The organism is uncultured Dubosiella sp. (genome assembly GCF_964018005.1).
In the GTDB taxonomy this organism is placed as follows: Bacteria; Bacillota_I; Bacilli_A; order Erysipelotrichales; family Erysipelotrichaceae; genus Dubosiella; species Dubosiella muris.
In genome coordinates this window covers 64,767-81,686 of the sequence record NZ_CAXHOA010000007.1, presented here as the reverse complement: position 1 = coordinate 81,686, position 16,920 = coordinate 64,767, and the positions used below count along the sequence as shown (strand labels likewise).

The 16,920-nt window shown below is 55.7% G+C and carries 17 protein-coding genes; 1 reads left to right on the top strand and 16 read right to left on the bottom strand.

Going from position 1 to position 16,920, the window contains the following annotated elements:
- Window positions 1-47: 47 nt before the first annotated feature.
- From ABNS49_RS06560 to ABNS49_RS06520, 9 genes are all read right to left on the bottom strand, one after another.
- On the bottom strand, window positions 48-1,184 hold the full coding sequence (locus tag ABNS49_RS06560; protein WP_168353482.1) for a helix-turn-helix transcriptional regulator: 1,137 nt from the start codon (window positions 1,182-1,184) through the stop codon (window positions 48-50).
- The gene (locus ABNS49_RS06555) at window positions 1,171-1,809 is read right to left on the bottom strand and encodes an HAD family phosphatase (RefSeq protein ID WP_168353483.1); all 639 of its coding nucleotides are present in this window, start codon (window positions 1,807-1,809) and stop codon (window positions 1,171-1,173) included. The genes ABNS49_RS06560 and ABNS49_RS06555 overlap by 14 nt, the downstream gene beginning before the upstream one ends.
- Window positions 1,806-2,396: a hypothetical protein gene (locus tag ABNS49_RS06550; protein ID WP_168353484.1), complete on the bottom strand. Its 591-nt coding sequence runs from the start codon at window positions 2,394-2,396 to the stop codon at window positions 1,806-1,808. Before ABNS49_RS06550 ends, ABNS49_RS06555 begins: the two co-directional genes overlap by 4 nt.
- A gap of 75 nt (window positions 2,397-2,471) precedes the next feature.
- Entirely contained in the window at window positions 2,472-3,305 is an 834-nt protein-coding gene (locus ABNS49_RS06545) for an Rpn family recombination-promoting nuclease/putative transposase (RefSeq protein ID WP_135979138.1), read from the bottom strand.
- The gene (locus tag ABNS49_RS06540) at window positions 3,302-3,751 is read right to left on the bottom strand and encodes a hypothetical protein (RefSeq protein WP_289116464.1); all 450 of its coding nucleotides are present in this window, start codon (window positions 3,749-3,751) and stop codon (window positions 3,302-3,304) included. Before ABNS49_RS06540 ends, ABNS49_RS06545 begins: the two co-directional genes overlap by 4 nt.
- Complete coding sequence (locus ABNS49_RS06535) at window positions 3,733-4,629, bottom strand: prealbumin-like fold domain-containing protein (protein ID WP_135979140.1); 897 nt, start codon at window positions 4,627-4,629, stop codon at window positions 3,733-3,735. The genes ABNS49_RS06540 and ABNS49_RS06535 overlap by 19 nt, the downstream gene beginning before the upstream one ends.
- The gene (locus tag ABNS49_RS06530; RefSeq protein WP_135979141.1) at window positions 4,611-5,384 is read right to left on the bottom strand and encodes a class C sortase; all 774 of its coding nucleotides are present in this window, start codon (window positions 5,382-5,384) and stop codon (window positions 4,611-4,613) included. Before ABNS49_RS06530 ends, ABNS49_RS06535 begins: the two co-directional genes overlap by 19 nt.
- Complete coding sequence (locus ABNS49_RS06525; protein WP_135979142.1) at window positions 5,368-7,032, bottom strand: SpaA isopeptide-forming pilin-related protein; 1,665 nt, start codon at window positions 7,030-7,032, stop codon at window positions 5,368-5,370. The genes ABNS49_RS06530 and ABNS49_RS06525 overlap by 17 nt, the downstream gene beginning before the upstream one ends.
- A gap of 14 nt (window positions 7,033-7,046) precedes the next feature.
- The gene (locus ABNS49_RS06520) at window positions 7,047-9,356 is read right to left on the bottom strand and encodes a SpaA isopeptide-forming pilin-related protein (protein ID WP_135979143.1); all 2,310 of its coding nucleotides are present in this window, start codon (window positions 9,354-9,356) and stop codon (window positions 7,047-7,049) included.
- A gap of 89 nt (window positions 9,357-9,445) precedes the next feature.
- Here ABNS49_RS06520 and ABNS49_RS06515 point away from each other — a divergent pair, with 89 nt between their 5' ends.
- Window positions 9,446-10,117, top strand: coding sequence for a nitroreductase family protein (locus ABNS49_RS06515; protein WP_135979144.1), 672 nt, complete (start codon window positions 9,446-9,448; stop codon window positions 10,115-10,117).
- A gap of 263 nt (window positions 10,118-10,380) precedes the next feature.
- Here the strand turns inward: ABNS49_RS06515 and ABNS49_RS06510 are convergent, their stop codons facing one another.
- From ABNS49_RS06510 to hslO, 7 genes are all read right to left on the bottom strand, one after another.
- Window positions 10,381-10,593 (bottom strand): hypothetical protein, encoded by a 213-nt coding sequence (locus ABNS49_RS06510; protein ID WP_135979145.1) that lies wholly within the window; start codon window positions 10,591-10,593, stop codon window positions 10,381-10,383.
- Window positions 10,594-10,664: 71 nt separating this feature from the next.
- Window positions 10,665-11,249 carry a methyltransferase gene (locus ABNS49_RS06505; RefSeq protein ID WP_135979146.1) on the bottom strand — a complete coding sequence of 195 codons (585 nt, stop codon included), beginning with the start codon at window positions 11,247-11,249 and terminating at the stop codon, window positions 10,665-10,667.
- Entirely contained in the window at window positions 11,249-12,175 is a 927-nt protein-coding gene (locus tag ABNS49_RS06500; protein ID WP_135979147.1) for a transketolase C-terminal domain-containing protein, read from the bottom strand. Before ABNS49_RS06500 ends, ABNS49_RS06505 begins: the two co-directional genes overlap by 1 nt.
- Before the next feature lie 3 nt (window positions 12,176-12,178).
- Window positions 12,179-12,994, bottom strand: a complete 816-nt coding sequence (locus ABNS49_RS06495) for a transketolase (protein WP_135979148.1) — start codon at window positions 12,992-12,994, stop codon at window positions 12,179-12,181.
- Between the two features lie 129 nt (window positions 12,995-13,123).
- Window positions 13,124-14,971 carry a 1,4-alpha-glucan branching protein GlgB gene (gene glgB, locus ABNS49_RS06490; RefSeq protein ID WP_135979149.1) on the bottom strand — a complete coding sequence of 616 codons (1,848 nt, stop codon included), beginning with the start codon at window positions 14,969-14,971 and terminating at the stop codon, window positions 13,124-13,126.
- A gap of 75 nt (window positions 14,972-15,046) precedes the next feature.
- A complete protein-coding gene (gene dusB, locus ABNS49_RS06485; protein WP_135979150.1) occupies window positions 15,047-16,015 on the bottom strand; it encodes a tRNA dihydrouridine synthase DusB in 969 nt (322 codons plus the stop codon).
- The gene (hslO, locus tag ABNS49_RS06480) at window positions 16,008-16,871 is read right to left on the bottom strand and encodes an Hsp33 family molecular chaperone HslO (RefSeq protein WP_135979151.1); all 864 of its coding nucleotides are present in this window, start codon (window positions 16,869-16,871) and stop codon (window positions 16,008-16,010) included. Before hslO ends, dusB begins: the two co-directional genes overlap by 8 nt.
- Window positions 16,872-16,920: the final 49 nt, after the last annotated feature.

The following is a 16,920-nucleotide window of genomic DNA, read 5'->3' as shown; positions in this document are numbered from 1 at the left end:
CTTTCGTCCGTGATAAAAAAAGCCCGGAAAATCGGCTTAAAGAAACCTTAATCCCATTGTTTGATAAAATGCCGTTTCAGCAGCCCGTACGCCTCCTTGTACTGCCGGTTGGCTTCAAGCACATCCAAATAGTACGGCAAATGAAAGAGAAAGTAGCCGTAATGGTAGTTCTCGCTCGCCTCGTCCAGACACCGTTTCATCATGCGCGCGTACGCTTCCTCGCGCAAATAGTTTGGATGCTCCAAACGATACCGGACGACATCGAAAAACACCGACGACGCGCGTTGTTGTTCTTTCACGATCCACGCTTTCGCCAGCTCGTATTCGCCAAGTCCTTCGTAGCACAGCGCGATCTTATGCGCCGCCAGCGGACGATGGGCACAACCAAGCAGCAGTTCCAACGCTTTCGCGTACTCGCGACGCTCCAGCCGCGACGCCCCGACATTGTAGCGGGCGTTGTCCAGCATTTGCCTGGCCGAATCCGTCGCCGTCATCGTCGCCACCTTCTCGATTTGCGCGAACACCCGCTCCATCGACGGAATGTCCGAAAGAATGCTGAAAGCGACCAGCCGCCCGAGCAGGGCGTCCAAAATGCGCTCGACATCCATCTCCTTTTGCGCGATCGACAACGCCTCGCTCCAGTACGCCAGACAATCGAGCATCCGCTCGTGACGGCAGCTCGTCTCCGCCGCGAACGCGTACGCGAAAAAGTCATGATACGTCGCCAGAAACGCCTCCTCGCTCCACGCTCCCTGCAAAAGACGGAGCTCGTCGTACTTGCGACGCTGCCGCGCGTCGAAAAACGGCTCGTAGCTTCGCAATGTTTCGACCGCCTCCCTGTTTTGACAGCGAATGAGCATCGCGTCCAGCGCGAAGACGGAACCAAGCATGCGTTCAAGCTCTTCGGCTTCAAAGACCGGCGCCCCGTCCTCCTGCTCGTAGTGGCTGGCGTAAAACGCGTCCAGCTTCGCCTCGATGGGCGTCAGACTGGCATCCTCCAGCGTCAAGCCAAGCCGTTTGGCGAGCGCTTCGACAATGTCGGGCGCCGGCACGATCTTCCCGTTTTCGATTTTGGACAAATACGACACCGCGCAAATCCCGTTGGCCACGCTCTCCTGCGACCAGTCGCGTGCAAGGCGCGCCTGGCGCAGCAACACCGGCAAATACAAGCTATCGTACTTCACAAAAATCCTCGACAGCCGCCCGGTCCAAATATGGCTCGGTCTCCGTTTTCATCCCGATCCCCGTGATACCCAGCCTATCGGCCGTTTCCAGCGCGTAGCGGCTGTCCTCAAAGTAGAGCGTTCGTTGGGCAGAGATCCCCAGCGCGTCTAGCGTCCGCGTAAAAATTTCCGGTTCGCGCTTGCTCAGCTTTTGATCCTCGGCGCTCGCGATTCCGTCAAAGTCATCCCATATTCCTAACCGCTTCAAGACCGGCTCGACCAAAACCATCGGACTCGACGTGACGACGGCCAGTTTCTTTCCTTTTTCCCGACACGTTTTCACAAACGAGATCGCGCCAGGCACCGGCTGGATATGATACGTGTACTGCTCCAGCAAAATCGAGTCGGCGATTTTCTGCATCGCGTCTTCGTCCATTGCGGTTTGCCAGCGCTTTCGAATGTACGTGAACACTTCCGACACCTTCATCGCGTGATAGCGTTTCATGTCTTCCGGTACGGACGAGTCGATGCCGCTGGCTTCGTAGATCGCGCGCACGACTTGCTCCCACACGTGCATGGAGTCGACGAGCGTGCCATCCAAATCAAAAAGGACGCCATCATATTTCGTCCAGTCGATCCCCATCATACGTTCCAGCTCCACACATCGCCTGCGGCGAGTTGTTCCTTCAGCGCTGGCGTCTCGACCAGATCCGCCAGCAAGCCAAGAGCCGGTTCGGTTTCCCCGTGGAAATCGTCGAGCGCGAACTCGTTTTCCGCGACGACAAACACGTTTTCCGGTTTGATCCGGTCGTGGCCACATTCCGCCTTTTTGCCTTCACGCAGCGCCTGGCACAGCTGGTCGACGAGCGTTTTCTCCTCCGCCTCCGTCAACGTGTGCACTTTTTTCAGTTCCGCCAGCGACATCCGATACGGCTTCAGGATCTCGATTTGCCAGCCGGTGCCGCCCGGGATCTTTTTCACCTCGTATTCCTCGAACACGGCGATATGGGCTTTGGGATCCGCCTTGGCCAGCAAGTCGAGCCGGCGCTGGGCGTCCTTGCACTGTCTCAAGTATTCGTCCTCCGCCTCTTTCATCGTCATTCCCCGCGTCAGCAAGTCGAACACGTCGCCCTGCCGTTCGGGAAAACGCAGCACCTGCACGATTTTGCGGGTGTTGTTGTGGACAACCTCCATCGTCTTACCGCTGCGATCGAGCACTTTCGTATATTTCATAAACTTCTCGCTCCATTTCTTTTCGTCCATTGTATCACGAAAAAGGAGGAGCTTTATCCTCCTCCTGTTATCGTTTTATCTTTCATTTTTTCGAATCTTCTCGATTTCCTCTACTGTCATGTCCAGCAGCTCGGCGATTTTCTTTGCCGGCATGTGGTCGGCCAGCATTTTTTGCGCGATCTTCGCTTGTTTTTCATATTGTTCCCGCTGTGCTGTCTCATAGGCCATTTCGTAGCCCGCAAGCTGCGCCGCCTGCTCCCTTTTGCTCACCAGATCGCGTAAACTCTCGTTCATATACATGATGCCAACCTCCTCCTTTTTTAAGCGTTCGGCTCTTTTCTTAAGTATATCATACCGCATTTTGTCCGGATCCGCTTCCTTGAAGTCCTCCATCAAGTCTTTCAGACGCCAGTCGCCCGCATAATCCGCGTTGATGAAAATCAAGTGTTGTCCATCGCCCAGTTCCAGCCCGTTTTCGTCTTTCATCGTAAAGTGGTGCATCGGCGCGCCATCCCCGATCACGTCGCCACGACAAATGAAAATCACATACGAGTCCGCCAGGGTGTCATAGTTTTCTCCACGTGGAAGCATGTCCATATCCTCGTTGCTCAAGTAAAACCGGCCCCGCTTTTTCAAATCCGGATACAAAACGGTTTGAAACTCGGTGTCGTAGTGATTCGCTTTTTTATCCGTCGCCGCAATGTCGAACCGCGATGTTTTCGACGTCAAATTCAACACGACTTCCTGCACGCGCACCGATTCGATCTCGATTTGCGGATCGTCTAAAATGAGCCGCAGCATCCATTGCGCGCCTTCCTCGAAATCCTTGAAAAACACGTTCATATACAAATCGTCAAACAACGTGAATTCCTGAATGAGTCGCAGGTTTTCTTCCGGAATCTTCTTCATTCTTTCTCTTTGGCCGAAAACGAAAGCTTCTCCAGCACCGTACGCACGGCTTGTTCCTCGGCGCGGGAGCTCAAAATCATGCCTACCCGTCCTGGATCAATAGGAAACAACAGCGTGACCTCGCCATCGCGCACCATCCAGTCCAGCGAAAACGGTGTCGTTTCATGGGTGAATTCGTATTCTTCCTTCAGCCGTTCGACAAAGCGTTCGTACCCGTCGCCACTGAGCAAAACGCCTTCCATCACCTTCGTGTCCCGGAAGCCAATCGTCAAAACGTTGTCCCGGTACGCCCAATCGTGTCCATCGGTCGTATCCAGCGTGAGCTTCACCAAATCGCCGCTATCCGTCAGCAGCGTGAGGCTTTTCGCCGTCGTGCAGCCGCAAAACAAAACCGTCAGCGCAAGCAAGCCAATACCAGCCAGCCGTTTCATCGCCGGGTGCTCCATTTCAGCAGTAGCGCGATCGCTCCCGCGCTACACACCGCCAGCGAGGCGTACAACCCCGGATTCGTCATCAAACCCGTCGGAACGAACAAGCGGACCTTCTCGTTTTCATAGTCGATCTCGACTCGTTTGTCCTGCACGTTGGCCATGCGGCCATTGATCGTCACGACCCCGTTGCGCTCCTCCACCTTCACTACTTCGTCGCTCAGCCGATAGCCTTGGGGCGCCTTCGTTTCCTTTATATACATGACATCGTAAGCGAGCCAAAACGAAGCCGTTCCGGTTTTTGAATCGCCCGCCACGGTTTCGATGCGCCGCGTGCACGCCGCGTCCTCGTAGCTCGTAAACGCGAACTCGCTTCCCAAAACCGGCTCTTTCGTCTGCGCGTCGATCTTGCGGATCCGCAACTCGTCCAACTCGTTTCGCTTCGGCTCGACAACTACCGAAAACACCATCGTCTTCGCCTCCTCGTCCCAAACCGGAATCGAAACGATCAGCGGCGCCATCGTCCGGTCGTCGCTCCACATCAAATACGCGCCCGGCTCCATTTCACGAAACTCGATTTGGTTGCGCGCGTCGGCGACTCCCTCGATCAAGTCCGGACGATATCCGTCCAAATGATCAACCACCTCTTTTTTCAACACGGCCGCCAGCTCGTCCAGCTCGCGCGCCGATTTGATCTCGTTCAAATCGCAAGGCGTCCAGGGCGGACGCATCACGAACCGTCCCTGGTCGTAATCCGCGATCGGCAGCGCCGACACCTTCGTGCTTTCTTTCACCAGCACCGTCATCTCCCCTTTCTTCTCACTGGCATACGCCGGCCTGCACATGCCAAGCAAAGCCAGACCGACACAAAGCGCCATCAATAGTTTTTTCCACATATCCTTTTTTCCTTTCCTCGTCTGCATACCGCCCCAAGCAGCGCGAACGGAAGCAAGCCAAACGCCAGTTCCCGCCACGAAGGCAGCTTTCTTTTTTGCGGCGGCTCCTCCACGGAAGCCGATCCGTCGCGCTCGCCCGTCACCACAAGCCGGTGCGTGTTCAATCCATACGGCGTGCACGTCACAAGCGACAACAAGTCTTTCCCTTCCCGGGGCGCCAGCCGTTCCAGCGCCGAGGGCTCGATCACCTCGATCGTTTCCACCCGATACGCCAGCGACTCGTCATACACATCCAGCCAAATGCGGTCGCCCGGCTTCAACTCGTCCAGCCGGGTAAAGAGCCGGTGGCTCGACAAGCCCCGATGCCCCGTTAAAACCATCCGGGCCCCCGGTCCGCCAGGCGGCACATCCGAAGACGGCCAGTGTCCGACGCCTTTTTGCAGCGTTTCCTCCCCGGTTCCGGCATAAACCGGCAAATCCACGTCAATGATTGGAATGCGAACCCGGGCGATGATGCCCTCGGCTTCGATCGACGCGTACAGCGCCTCTCGCTCTTCGCCTTCGCTTTCGTTCAGCAACGCGCGCCGTTCTTTTTTTCGCGCCAGACTGCGGGCGTCCAGCGTCGCGTTCGCGCTTTGAAACGTCGACAACGCCTGACGCATCCGCCAGCTGCTCGCGCATCCCGCCGCCAGCGGATAAAACGCGCACAGCAAGCCGAGCCCAATCAACACGCCGCTTTTACTTCGCTTCTTCATCGCGGTCTTTGCGGCGCGCCTTACGCCCCGCCCAAATAAGCAGCGAGCCAGCCGAAAGCAGCACGATCGTCAACGCGGAGCCCGTTTTCGGCAGCGCGGCCTCGGTCTGGTTGACGACCTCCAGCAAAGCCGACCCAGCCGCCGAATCAGTATCCAGCTCGGTTTTCCCGTTCCAGTCCTGCGGAAACGACACCTCGGCTTCCAGCTTCGTCAAAATCCGGTCGGTCGCTCCTTCCCCTTGGCGGTACGCATCGCGCTCAGCCGGAAAGGTTGGTGTCAGCGTCAGACGGATCGGGCCGGGCAGCGGGCGGTATCCGTCCGGCGCTTTCGTTTCCTTCAAATAGTACGTGCCTTGATCCAGCCCGAAAACCGAAAACCGGCCCTCGGCGTCGGACACCATTTCCTCGCCCTCTTGCGACGTCGCCACATAGCCGTTTTCTATCTTTTTCAAGCGCACTTCATCCGCGCATGCCTCGTCACGATACAAACGGAACCGCGCGCCTTCCAGACGCGTGCCCGCCTCGTTGACTTTGGCGCCCTCCAGCCGGTACGTAAAACACACGACCGTGTCCCACGGCGTGAACCCGGTTTCACCTTTGCCATCGGAATCCGGATTGTTCGAAAATTCGAGCCGCACCGCGTTCTCGAAACCGGGCCGGCCGGTTTGATCGGCCGCCGTCTCGTTCAGGCGCGCGTCATAGCGCACCACGATCGTTTGCCCGCGCGCGTCCTGGCCAAACACCTCGTCCACGAACGCTTTCAAATCCGGCACGACGACTTGAAACGTTTCCCCTTCGACGCCGGTTTCGACCCGAAACGCGCTTTCCGGCATCGGCACGCTTCGCTCCCCGTCCATCACGGCGATCCGCACCGAATCCAAATCGGCATCCAGCGCGGGATCCATCTTGTCGTGGAACACGAGCGAGTACGTATCGTAGCCCGCCATCGCCGGCACCTTCGTTTCATAGCGAAACGGAATCGTCTGCCCGATCTCGAAGTCGCCTATATCGTTCCAGCCGATTCCCTGGTCGTCCTCTTCGATTTTTTTAATCAAATCCGGATAGTCGGACTTGATTTGAATACGAATGTCCGCGTTCGCGCTTGCCGCCAGGCAAAGCGAGGCCGCCGAATGCATGTCGTTGTTGTAGACATTGTGCTCGTCCACCAAATACCAGCCCGGCGCCAGATCCCGAATGACGACGCTGCCATCCGGCTCCAGCTCGTCCACCTCGATCCGGGTGCCGCTCTCGCTTTCCAGCTGGTCGCGCAGCGCCTCCACAAAAAAGCGCAAGGAAGAATCGGGCCCCTGGGCGTCCAGACCGGCAATGTAGTCGACCGCCTCCCATTCGCGCACCGTGTCGGGGGACTGGTTTTTGGCCGCGCCGACGGCGGCTTGAATCGCGGGCCGGTACGCCTCGTTCCACGTATAGTGGACCGAGCTTTGATCCGCGGACGTCACGACATCAAACAGCCGATGCGCGACAAATGTCTTGCCACGCAGCGTCTGGCCGGCGTTAGGCACCAAGGTAATCGAAACCGGCTCGGCCGTTTCCTGGGCCAGAGCGGGCGAAAGCACGCACGCCAGCGTGATCGTGCCGGCCGCAATCGCTTTAAAAAGTGGGAGAATGCTTGTTTTCTTTCGTTTCATATGTTGTTCCTTTTCTATTGTTTTTGACGCCGCAAGGCGATCCAAACCGTCATCGCGCCCAACGCGCTCATCCAACCATGCATGGCGCTACCCGTGACCGGAAGCGCGGTCTGGGTGTGGTTGACAAGCGCAATCGTAATGGTCGGCGCGCCATCCTCCTGTTCGATGGCGACCGCGTCATGACTCGTTTCCCCGTCAAAATGGACAAGCAGCTTGTCCTGGGCGGGAACGGCTTCGATTTTCAACGTGTGGGCTTCGGTTTGCGGAAGCCGGTAGCCATCCGGCGCCTTCGTTTCCTTCAGGAAATACGTCGTATCCACCTCGATGGGCGCAAACGCGGCCTCGCCGTTTTCATCGGTTTCGATCGTCTCGACTACGGTTTGGCACGCGGCGTCGGCATACAGTGTAAATTCGGCGCCAGCCAGCGGCGTGCCGTGCTCGTTGCGCTTCAAAAGCCGGATTGGAAACGGCTGGACATCGTTGTAGACCGTTAACGTGCCGGTTTCCGGATCGTAAGGGAACGTCTCGGCGTCGTGCACGACAAGACCGTTTTCATCGACTTCCACCCGGATCGGCTGCTGGATTTTCCCGTAGCCAAAAGACGGCTCGATTTCCTCAAGGGTGTGGACGCCAAACGCCAGACCGCGCCACACGATGACGCCGTTTTCATCGGTTCGCACTTGGTTCTGGGTTCCATCGGGCGCGGTATGCAAAAACGTGGTGCCCGGAATCGGGGTGTTTGTGCCGGTTTGCCGTTTTTCCAGCCGCAGCTCGATGGCGCGGTTTGGGATGGTCGTCGTTTGAACGAGGGAGAGCGCCGGTTCGGTCGTGCCGGTGTCGGCAATCGTCACCGTGTGGATCGTCGGGTCGATTTGGTAGCCGGATGGCGCTTTCGTTTCCTGGATCGTCAGCTGGCCAAGCGGTACGACCGGCCGGTTTTGATGGTCTTTGTACAACGGATCACCGTCGATTTGATACGCTTCGTCGAACCGCACCCGGCCTTGGGCGTCGGTGCGAAACACCCATGTCCGCGCGGGTTCCTTGGCGTCCTTTGGAAAATGACGGACAGTGAATTGCGCGTTTTCCAGGGTGGCGCCGGCAACCGGCTCGCCTAACTGCGTATCGGCGTCCACTTTTTGAATGAGAAGGTCGACGGGCGCCGCTTTTGGCGTGTCGGCGCATGTGACGACCGCGCGTTCATTGGCAGAAACGGAAACCGGATGGATGGCCGGATCCAGGGCGTAGCCTTGCGGGGCTTTCGTTTCCCGAATGTAGTATGTGCCCGGTGCCAAATCCGTGATGCGGTTGGAGGAGAGATCTTCTTGAATGGTGAAGGTTCCGATTTGCGTCGTGGCTTGCGCGTCCTGGTACAGCCCGTATTGCGCGCCGGTCAAATCGTAGGCGGGATTTTGGAAGGAAAGATCGGTGTTGGAGGATGTCTTTCGAATTTGCAGCTCGCCTTTGGGCGCGTATTGCCCGTAGGCAAGCGGCTGGAACGGCGCGGTTTGGCCGGCCCAGTTGACGCCTTCCCCCTTTGTGTCGACCATGTAGACGACGTACCCTTTTTCTTTGGGGTCGGGGCGGCTTTGCACTTCGTCGTAAAGCGGGCCGATCCAGTTGTTCCAGTGGTAGCCGTTGGCTGCATTCGTGCCAACGCTGGCGCCCGTATGGGCGAAGGAGACAAAGTCGTTGGTCGCCACGATCATTTGCTCGAGCGAATAGCCTTTGGCTTCCAATATGTTTTCCGGTCCGTTGTATCCATAGTAGAGCGCTTTGCGCAAGGCGGGGTTGTCGACTTCAAACGGGTCGCTTGTCGACTGGCCAATCGTCGGCGAGGCGTGCATGCCGTTGGCGCAAAACGCGAGCTGCTGATTGGACAGCCGCCACAGGCCGTTGACAATGTACCCGGCGCCCCATGACGCGCTCACTTGCGTGAAATCCGCGACTTGCATCGCTTTGGGCGTTTTCCATGTTTGATCGGCGCCCACCATCGCTTGCAGCTTGTTTTGGTAGGCCGGCGTTTGATACCGGTCTAAAAGCGGCAGGCGCCCGCGCATGACGGAAAACGGCGGAAACGTCGTGTAAAACGCGTCGCTGAGAAAATAGTCGGCGTCCACGTAGTCTTCAAGTCCGTACAACGCGCATACTTCTTTGCGCACATCGAGGTGCGCGGCAAAATTTCCATTTCGCTGATCGGCGAGAACTTCCTGGTCGGCGGTCGTCAGCAGCGCGTCTTCTTGCGCCTGGACCGGCGATTGAAGCAGGGCGAACGCCATCACGAGGATGGACGCGAAAATGGAAAAACAATAAATCGTTCGTTTCATACTGGTTTTTTTCCTTTCTGAAGGGCATCTGTGTGCCATTGGTGGATAAAAAGATTTAGAATAGAAAATACAAAAGGAGTTGAATTGTTATGGATATAATGAAACAAATGGAAGACCGTCACTCCGTCCGCAAATACCAGGATCTTCCGATTTCGAAGCCGGTTTTGGAGCGGCTGCAAGAGGAAATCGCAGCCTGCAACAAAGAAAGCGGACTGGATATCCAGCTGGTGCTGGACGAGCCCAAGGCGTTCGATCCAAAATACGGACATTTTGAAGGGGTGGAAAACTATATCGCGCTCATTGGTCGAAAAGGAGAAGATCTGGATGAGAAATGCGGATACTATGGCGAAAAAATCGTTCTGTTCGCGCAATCGCTCGGACTGAATACTTGCTGGGTTGGTGTCACATACAAACAAATCGAGGGAACGCTGCAAATCGGAAAAGACGAACGTCTGGTGGCGATGATCACGATTGGATACGGTGTCAACCACGGGCAGCCTCATGAATTGAAGGAAGTGTCGAAATTTAGCAATGAAAATCCAAATTCGCCGGAATGGTTCAAACGCGGCCTGCAAGGTGTCCGTCTGGCGCCATCGGCCTACAACGAGCAAAAATGGCATTTTTTCTACGACGAGGAAAACGGTGAAGGAAAAGTGGACGCGCGTCCGGGAGTCGGCGAATTCGCCAAAGTGGATCTTGGAATCGCGAAATACCAGTTTGAACAAGCATCCGGAAAGGATTCTTCAATCTGGATCAAATAAATTCAATAACGGAAAAGCCCGGAGGGGCTTTTTTTTACTCCTCCGTTATTCTTACACGACAAGACAGGATTTGAACAGCCTTTTTTCCATTTCAACAAGATTTCACATGTTTTTCCTCTTTTCGCAATCAAAAAAAGACCCGATCGGGTCAAAAAAGCAGAACGGCGGCTTCTCGTTTCCAATATGCGTAAAAACACGCGTAAATTCAATCGCAAAAAAAGACCATAGCGACATGGCCATCGTCTTTTGATGAATTGGCTTGCTTATCCGACGATTTCCTCAGCGGATTTAAGCGCCTTTGTGAGCAGCTTTTTCAGCGCTTCCTTGTCGTGTTTTTCCATGTTGTAGAAGAGGCGGTCGTTGATGATGTCGTCTTCTTTCGCGTCGTGGATCTTATGCGCGATCTGCATGAAATATCCCGTGATGCTGTCCTTATCCACTTTGTCCCGTAAGCACTTGCATTGTTTTTCTGCCATATTCCTATACCTCCCATATGTGGTTTTATTATAAGTCATTAAAAAAACGGAACAAACTCATGTGCTCCGTTTCATTTTTTTCGAACGAGAAGAATCCAGTATCCTTTGTCGCGTGTCACGCGCTCCACCCGACATCCGGCTTCTTCGAAGTGCTTCACGGCGCTTGGCGCGCCATGTTGTTTGCGCATCACCAGCCACAGCCGTCCGTGCTCGCTCAAATGCTCGACACACGAATCCAGCAGCGCGTACATCGCGGGCTTGCCGATTCGAATGGGCGGATTGAATACGATGCAGTCGAACACGCCGGTTTGGATGCCGTCCTGCGCCTCGACGCGCGCCTTGAGTCCGTACTTCTCCATGTTCGCCTTCGCGAGCTGTACGGCCCGCGCGTTGATGTCGATCATCGTCATGTCCGTATGGTAGCGGCTCTGCAAAACGACACCGACCACGCCGATCCCGCAGCCAAGATCCAAAATCGACCGGGGATCCGTTTCATGGTCCAGCACGGTTTCCAGCAGCAGACGCGTGCCTTCATCCAGCTTGTCCTTGGAAAATACGCCCTGGTTGGAATGCAAAGTGAACGATCGTCCGTCGATCTCGAATCCGATATCGAACGGCCGGTCTTTGACGTCGTCGTTGGTGAAATAGTGGGCCATCAGGCGTTTTCCACCGCGTTTTTAATGGCTTCGGCGTCAAATCCGAATTTATGATACAGCTCGTCCGGCTTTCCGCTTTCGCCAAAAACGTTTGGCACGCCCAAACGAACAAGTCTGGCGCCGCCTTCGGCGCTGGCCATGACTTCCGCCACCGCCGAGCCTAAACCGCCGGTAATTAAATGGTCTTCCACCGTGATGATCGTATCGCAGGTTTTCTTCAGCTCCTCGATCATTCCGGCGTCGATTGGAGAAATCGTATGCATGTTGACGACTTTCGGCTTCACATCGAGCATGTCGTACGCTTTCAGGCACTCCTGCACCGAGCTGCCCGAGCCAATGAGCGCGATCCGGCTGTTTGGGTCGCCTTCCTTGAGCACGACGCCCTTGCCAAACGTGAACACGTAGTTTTCGTCGTTGACCTGCTCGACGCCGCTGCGCCCGAGCCGCACGTAAAACGGCCCGTCCTGGTAGGCGATATATTTAATGGCCTGCAGCGCCTCGTTGTAGTCGCACGGAACGATGACGCGCATGCCCGGAATCGTGCGCATCAAGGAAACGTCCTCGATGCACTGGTGGCTCGCTCCGTCCTCGCCCACGCTCACACCCGCGTGCGAGGCGCACACTTTGACATTCAGCGCCGGATACACGATCGAGTTGCGGATTTGCTCGTACGCCCGTCCGGTCGCGAACATCGCGAACGTGCTGGCGAAAGCGATCTTTCCGCTGGCGGCCAGACCGGCGGCCACAGCCATCATGTTTCCTTCCGCGATTCCCATATCAAAATGGCGTTCCGGCGCGATTTTTTTCGCTTCCGCGCCTTTCGTGCTGCCGGCCAGATCGGCATCCAGCGCCACGATGTTGCGGTCCTCGGCCATCAGTTGTTTCAATGCGTCGCCATAAGCGACCCGTGTTGCGATTTTTGCCATGGATTATTTCGCCTCCAGTTCTTTGAGTGCGGCTTCTTTTTCGTCACTGTTTGGCGCCACACCGTGCCAGTTGACTTTGTTTTCCATAAACGACACGCCTTTTCCTTTGACTGTCTTGGCGATAATGACCGTCGGCTTGCCTTTGTTTTGGCGCGCTTTGGCGAACGCGTCGCGAATCTGATCGAAGTCGTGGCCGTCGATGCACTCCACATAGCATCCGAACGCCTTGAATTTCTCATCGAGCGGATACACGCTCATGACGTCGTGCACATGGCCGTCGATCTGCAAATCGTTGTTGTCGACGATCATGCACAAGTTGTCCAGTCCATAATGGGAGGCCGACATCGTCGCTTCCCACACTTCGCCCTCCTGGCACTCGCCATCGCCTAACAGCGCGTAGACGCGGTGCCCGTTTTGATCGAGCTTGTTGGCCAGCGCCATGCCGACCGCCGTCGAGATGCCCTGTCCCAGCGAACCCGTGGACATGTCCACGCCTTTCAGGTAGCGCATGCTTGGATGGCCCTGGAGCGGGGAACCAAGATGACGGAACGTGGGGAGCAGTTCCTTATCGAGAAAACCTTTTTCGGCAAGTACGCCGTATAACGCCGGGCTGGCGTGCCCTTTACTTAAAACGAATCGGTCGCGATCAGTCGTGTCCAGATTATCCTTTGTGATATCCATTTCTTCAAAGTAGAGACTTGTGATCAGGTCTGTGGCACCGAGACTCCCTCCCGGATGTCCACTCTGGGCAGAATGCGTTTCAATAATAATATCCTGACGGATATTGTTTGCATGCTTTTCCAGTTGTGCGTTTTGCATAGTCATATTTCTCCTTTTAGCCCATACATTATATCAAACTTCTTTCTCGTTTGTGAGGAATTCACCAAAAAATAGAAAAAGAAGCGCAATTTCCGAAAGGTTTGCACTTCTTTGTTTTTGTGGAATCGTTTACTTTTTCGCGGCTTCCGGCTCGTTGTCCACTTCGAAGATCTGCGCGCCAAGCGCCGGCACGTCGACCTCGATCATAAACGGCTGGTTGTTGCGTTTGAGCCGCACCGCCTTCACGCGCTGCGCCGTGTCGGTATTCAGCGATCCGTTGTATTTGGCCCACTGCGTGTTCATGACTTCCGTGTAAACCCCTTTGTGCGGCGCGCCAAACTGCGCCCGGTACGGGTTGGTCGAGAAGTTGAGAATCGTGATAAACGTCTTGTCCGTCGCCTTGCGCATGAAAACATACAAGTTGCGTCCCGCGTCGTCCGCGTCGATCCATTGGAAGTTGAGCGGATCATAGCCGTAGTAGTAGGCGTCGTTGTCCGCGTACAGCGCCGTCAAATCCGCGAAGAACTTGGCGAACGCGTCGTGCATCGGGTACTCGAGCAGGAACCAGTCCGTGCTCTTTTGCTCGTCCCATTCCCGCAGCATGCCGATCTCGTTACCCATGAAGTTGAGCTTCTTGCCCGGATGCGTGAACATGTACGTGTACAACGCCCGGCACTGGGCGAACTTGTCCTCGTAGCTTCCCCACATCTTGTCGACGATCGTTGCCTTGCCATGCACGACCTCGTCGTGCGAGAACGGCAGGATAAAGCGTTCCGAATAGAAATACGCCATCGAGAACGTGATGTCATTGTGGTGGTACTGGCGGTAGATCGGATCGCGCTTCAAATACTTGAGCGTGTCGTTCATCCAGCCCAGATCCCACTTGTAGTCGAAGCCCAGACCGCCATCCAGCGTCGATTTCGTCACGTTTGGAAAATCGGTCGAGTCCTCCGCGATGAGCATGACTTTGCCATGGTATTTCTCGTTGATCATGAAGTTGGCGCGCTTCATGAAGTCGCAGGCGCCCTCGTTGACGCCGCGCTCTTTGTTTCCCTTCCAGAAAATCGCGTTCGAGATCGCGTCCCAGCGCAATCCATCCATGTGGTAGACATCGAGCCAGTAGTTGGCGGCCGACATCAAAAAGGAACGGACTTCCTCTTTCCACAAGTCAAAGTTCGCGGTTCCCCACTCGGAATTGGCGTCGTCCGGATTTTGATATTCGTAAAGCGGCGTGCCGTCAAAGCGCGCCAGCGCGAAGTTGTCCTTCACAAAATGCACCGGCACGAAATCCATAATGATGCCGATGCCCGCGTCGTGCAGCTTGTTGACAAATTCCATCAGCTCGACGTTCGTGCCATAGCGCGATGTCGTCGAGAAATAGCCCGTGTCCTGATAACCCCACGAACCGTCGAACGGATGCTCGCAAAGCGGCATGACTTCGACGTGTGTGAAGTGGTATTTTTTGCAGTGGGCGATCAAATCGTCGACGATATCCAAATATTTCGGGAAATCGTTGGGTCCCATGTCCTCGGTGCGCTTCCACGATCCCAGATGCACCTCGTAAATACTAATTGGATCGTCGTATCCCTTCGTTCTTTCCTTCATCCACTTTTGGTCGGTCCAGCCGTCGAAGCTTAGATCCGCGATAATGGACGCCGTCTGCGGACGCAGCTCGGAATAAAACGCGAACGGGTCGATCTTGTCGACGATGTCCCCGCCCGCCTGAACCACGTGGTATTTATACGAGTGGCCCGGTTTCGCTCCTTTGATGCGGGCCGTCCAGATTCCCTGGTCGTCTTTTGTCATCGGCGCGTCTTCAACGTCCCAATCGTTGAAGGTTCCGATCACGGACACGCTTTGGGCATGCGGCGCCCACACAGCGAAATCCGTGTATGTTTTTTTCGGATGCGCGCCGAATAAGTTATATGCTTCAAGCTCCCGGCCTTCAAAAAAGGCTTGCGTCTTTTTCTTCTCCATAAAAGTTCCTCCTAAAACCATTTTATACTTTATGGTACAAAATAAAAAGCGCAAAAAGTGAAAAACTGTATGCGCTTAATTTCTTTGCGTTTTGCGAAAATCTTCTAAGATTTTCTCTAAATCCGCCAGCGTTTCCATGCGCGAAAACGCGTCCTTCGTGCCATGGGAGTTGGGCAGTCCCTTCAAATACCACGAAGCGATTCCCCGCATTTCGCGAATGCCGGCCAACTCGCCCTTCATGGCGCACAAGTCGCGGGCGTGCGCTAGACATACGCCGATCCGGTCCTCGATCGTCACCTCGTGGGTTTGGCCGTGCAGCGAATCCACGATGTCCCGAATCAAAAACGGATTGCCGATGATGCCGCGGCCGATCATGACAGCGTCGCAGCCGGTTTGCTCGCGCATCGCGTAAAAATCCTCGACGGTTTTGACGTCGCCGTTGCCAATGACGGGAATCGAAACGGCGTCCTTGACTTTTTTGATCCACGTCCAGTCGGCTTTCCCGTCGTACATTTGCGTTTTCGTGCGGCCATGGACGCAAATCGCGGCCGCCCCGGCTTCTTCCATCGCCTTGGCCATTTCCACGCAGTTGATGTGCTCGCAATCGTAGCCGATTCGCATCTTGACGGTGACCGGCTTGTTGACGGCGTCCACGATCGCCTTGACGATTTTTTTGGCGTACTCCACGTCCTTCATCAAATAGCTACCCGCCTTCGCTTTGATGACCTTCGTCACCGGACAGCCCATGTTGAAGTCGATGATGTCGCAATCCGTCTGCTGGTCCAAAAAGCGGGCCGCGTACACCAAGGTATCCTCGTCGTGACCGAACAGCTGAAAGCTGACCGGATGGTCGCCCGGCTCGCTTTGGCACATTTTCAGCGTTTTGTCCGAGTCGTAGTACAGCGCCTTGTCGGACACCATTTCGTTGCACATCAAACCTGCCCCGAACTGGCGGGCGATCTTGCGGAACGCGAGATTGCTCACGCCAGCCAGCGGGGCGGTGATGACCGGTTCGGCAATTTCCACAGAACCGATTTTAAGCATTCATCTCCTCCAGGATGGCTTCCAGCTCGTCTTTGGTGAACTGGTAGTGCTCGTTGCAGAAGTTGCACGTCACTTCGCAGCCGGCATCATCGTCGATCATTTGCTGGATCTCGTCTTTGGACAGCGTCATCAAAATGCCTTTGGTGCGCTCTTTGGAGCACGGGCACGAGAAATGAATATCGGTTGTTTCCAGAACTTGCGCGTCCTCGAACAGGTCCCTGGCCAGCTGGCTCATGTCGGTATCGCCATACTCCTTGATGATGGTCGACATTGGCTTGAGGCCTTCCACGACGTGTTCGACGATCCGGATGTCGGTGTCGGTGGCGTCAGGCATCATTTGCAGCACGAGGGCACCGGCCGCTTCCACTTTGCCGTTGGCGTCCGTGGACACCCCGACGGAAACCGCGCTTGGCGTCTGTTCGGAAAGCGTGAAGTAATACGTGAAGTCCTCTCCGATTTGACCGGACTGGAGCTCCACCGTTCCGGTAAAGTTTTCCACCATGTTCAAATCCTTGATGACGGTCAGCGTGCCCTCCGTGCCGACGGCTTGCGCCACGCTTGGCGCGTCGACGTGCGGATCCGAGACAAAGCCACGGACGTTGCCGTTGGAGTAGGCGTCCACCGTGATGCTGCCAATCGGCCCGTGGCCGTTGATAGAGATCGTGAGCATCTCCTTGTCGGATTTAAGCATGCCGCCCATGATGGAGGCGACAGAGAGCGTCCGGCCTAAAGCGTCCGTGGCGATCGGCCCCATATCGAACCGGTCCCGGGCTTCCTGCACCATGTCGGTGGTGCGGGCGATATAAATGCGCACATGCCCGTCCAGGGCGAGTGCTTTTACGAGTTCATCTTTCATCGTTTGAACCTCCTTGTTTCCATTATCCTCTTTTCTTTTCCATTTTACC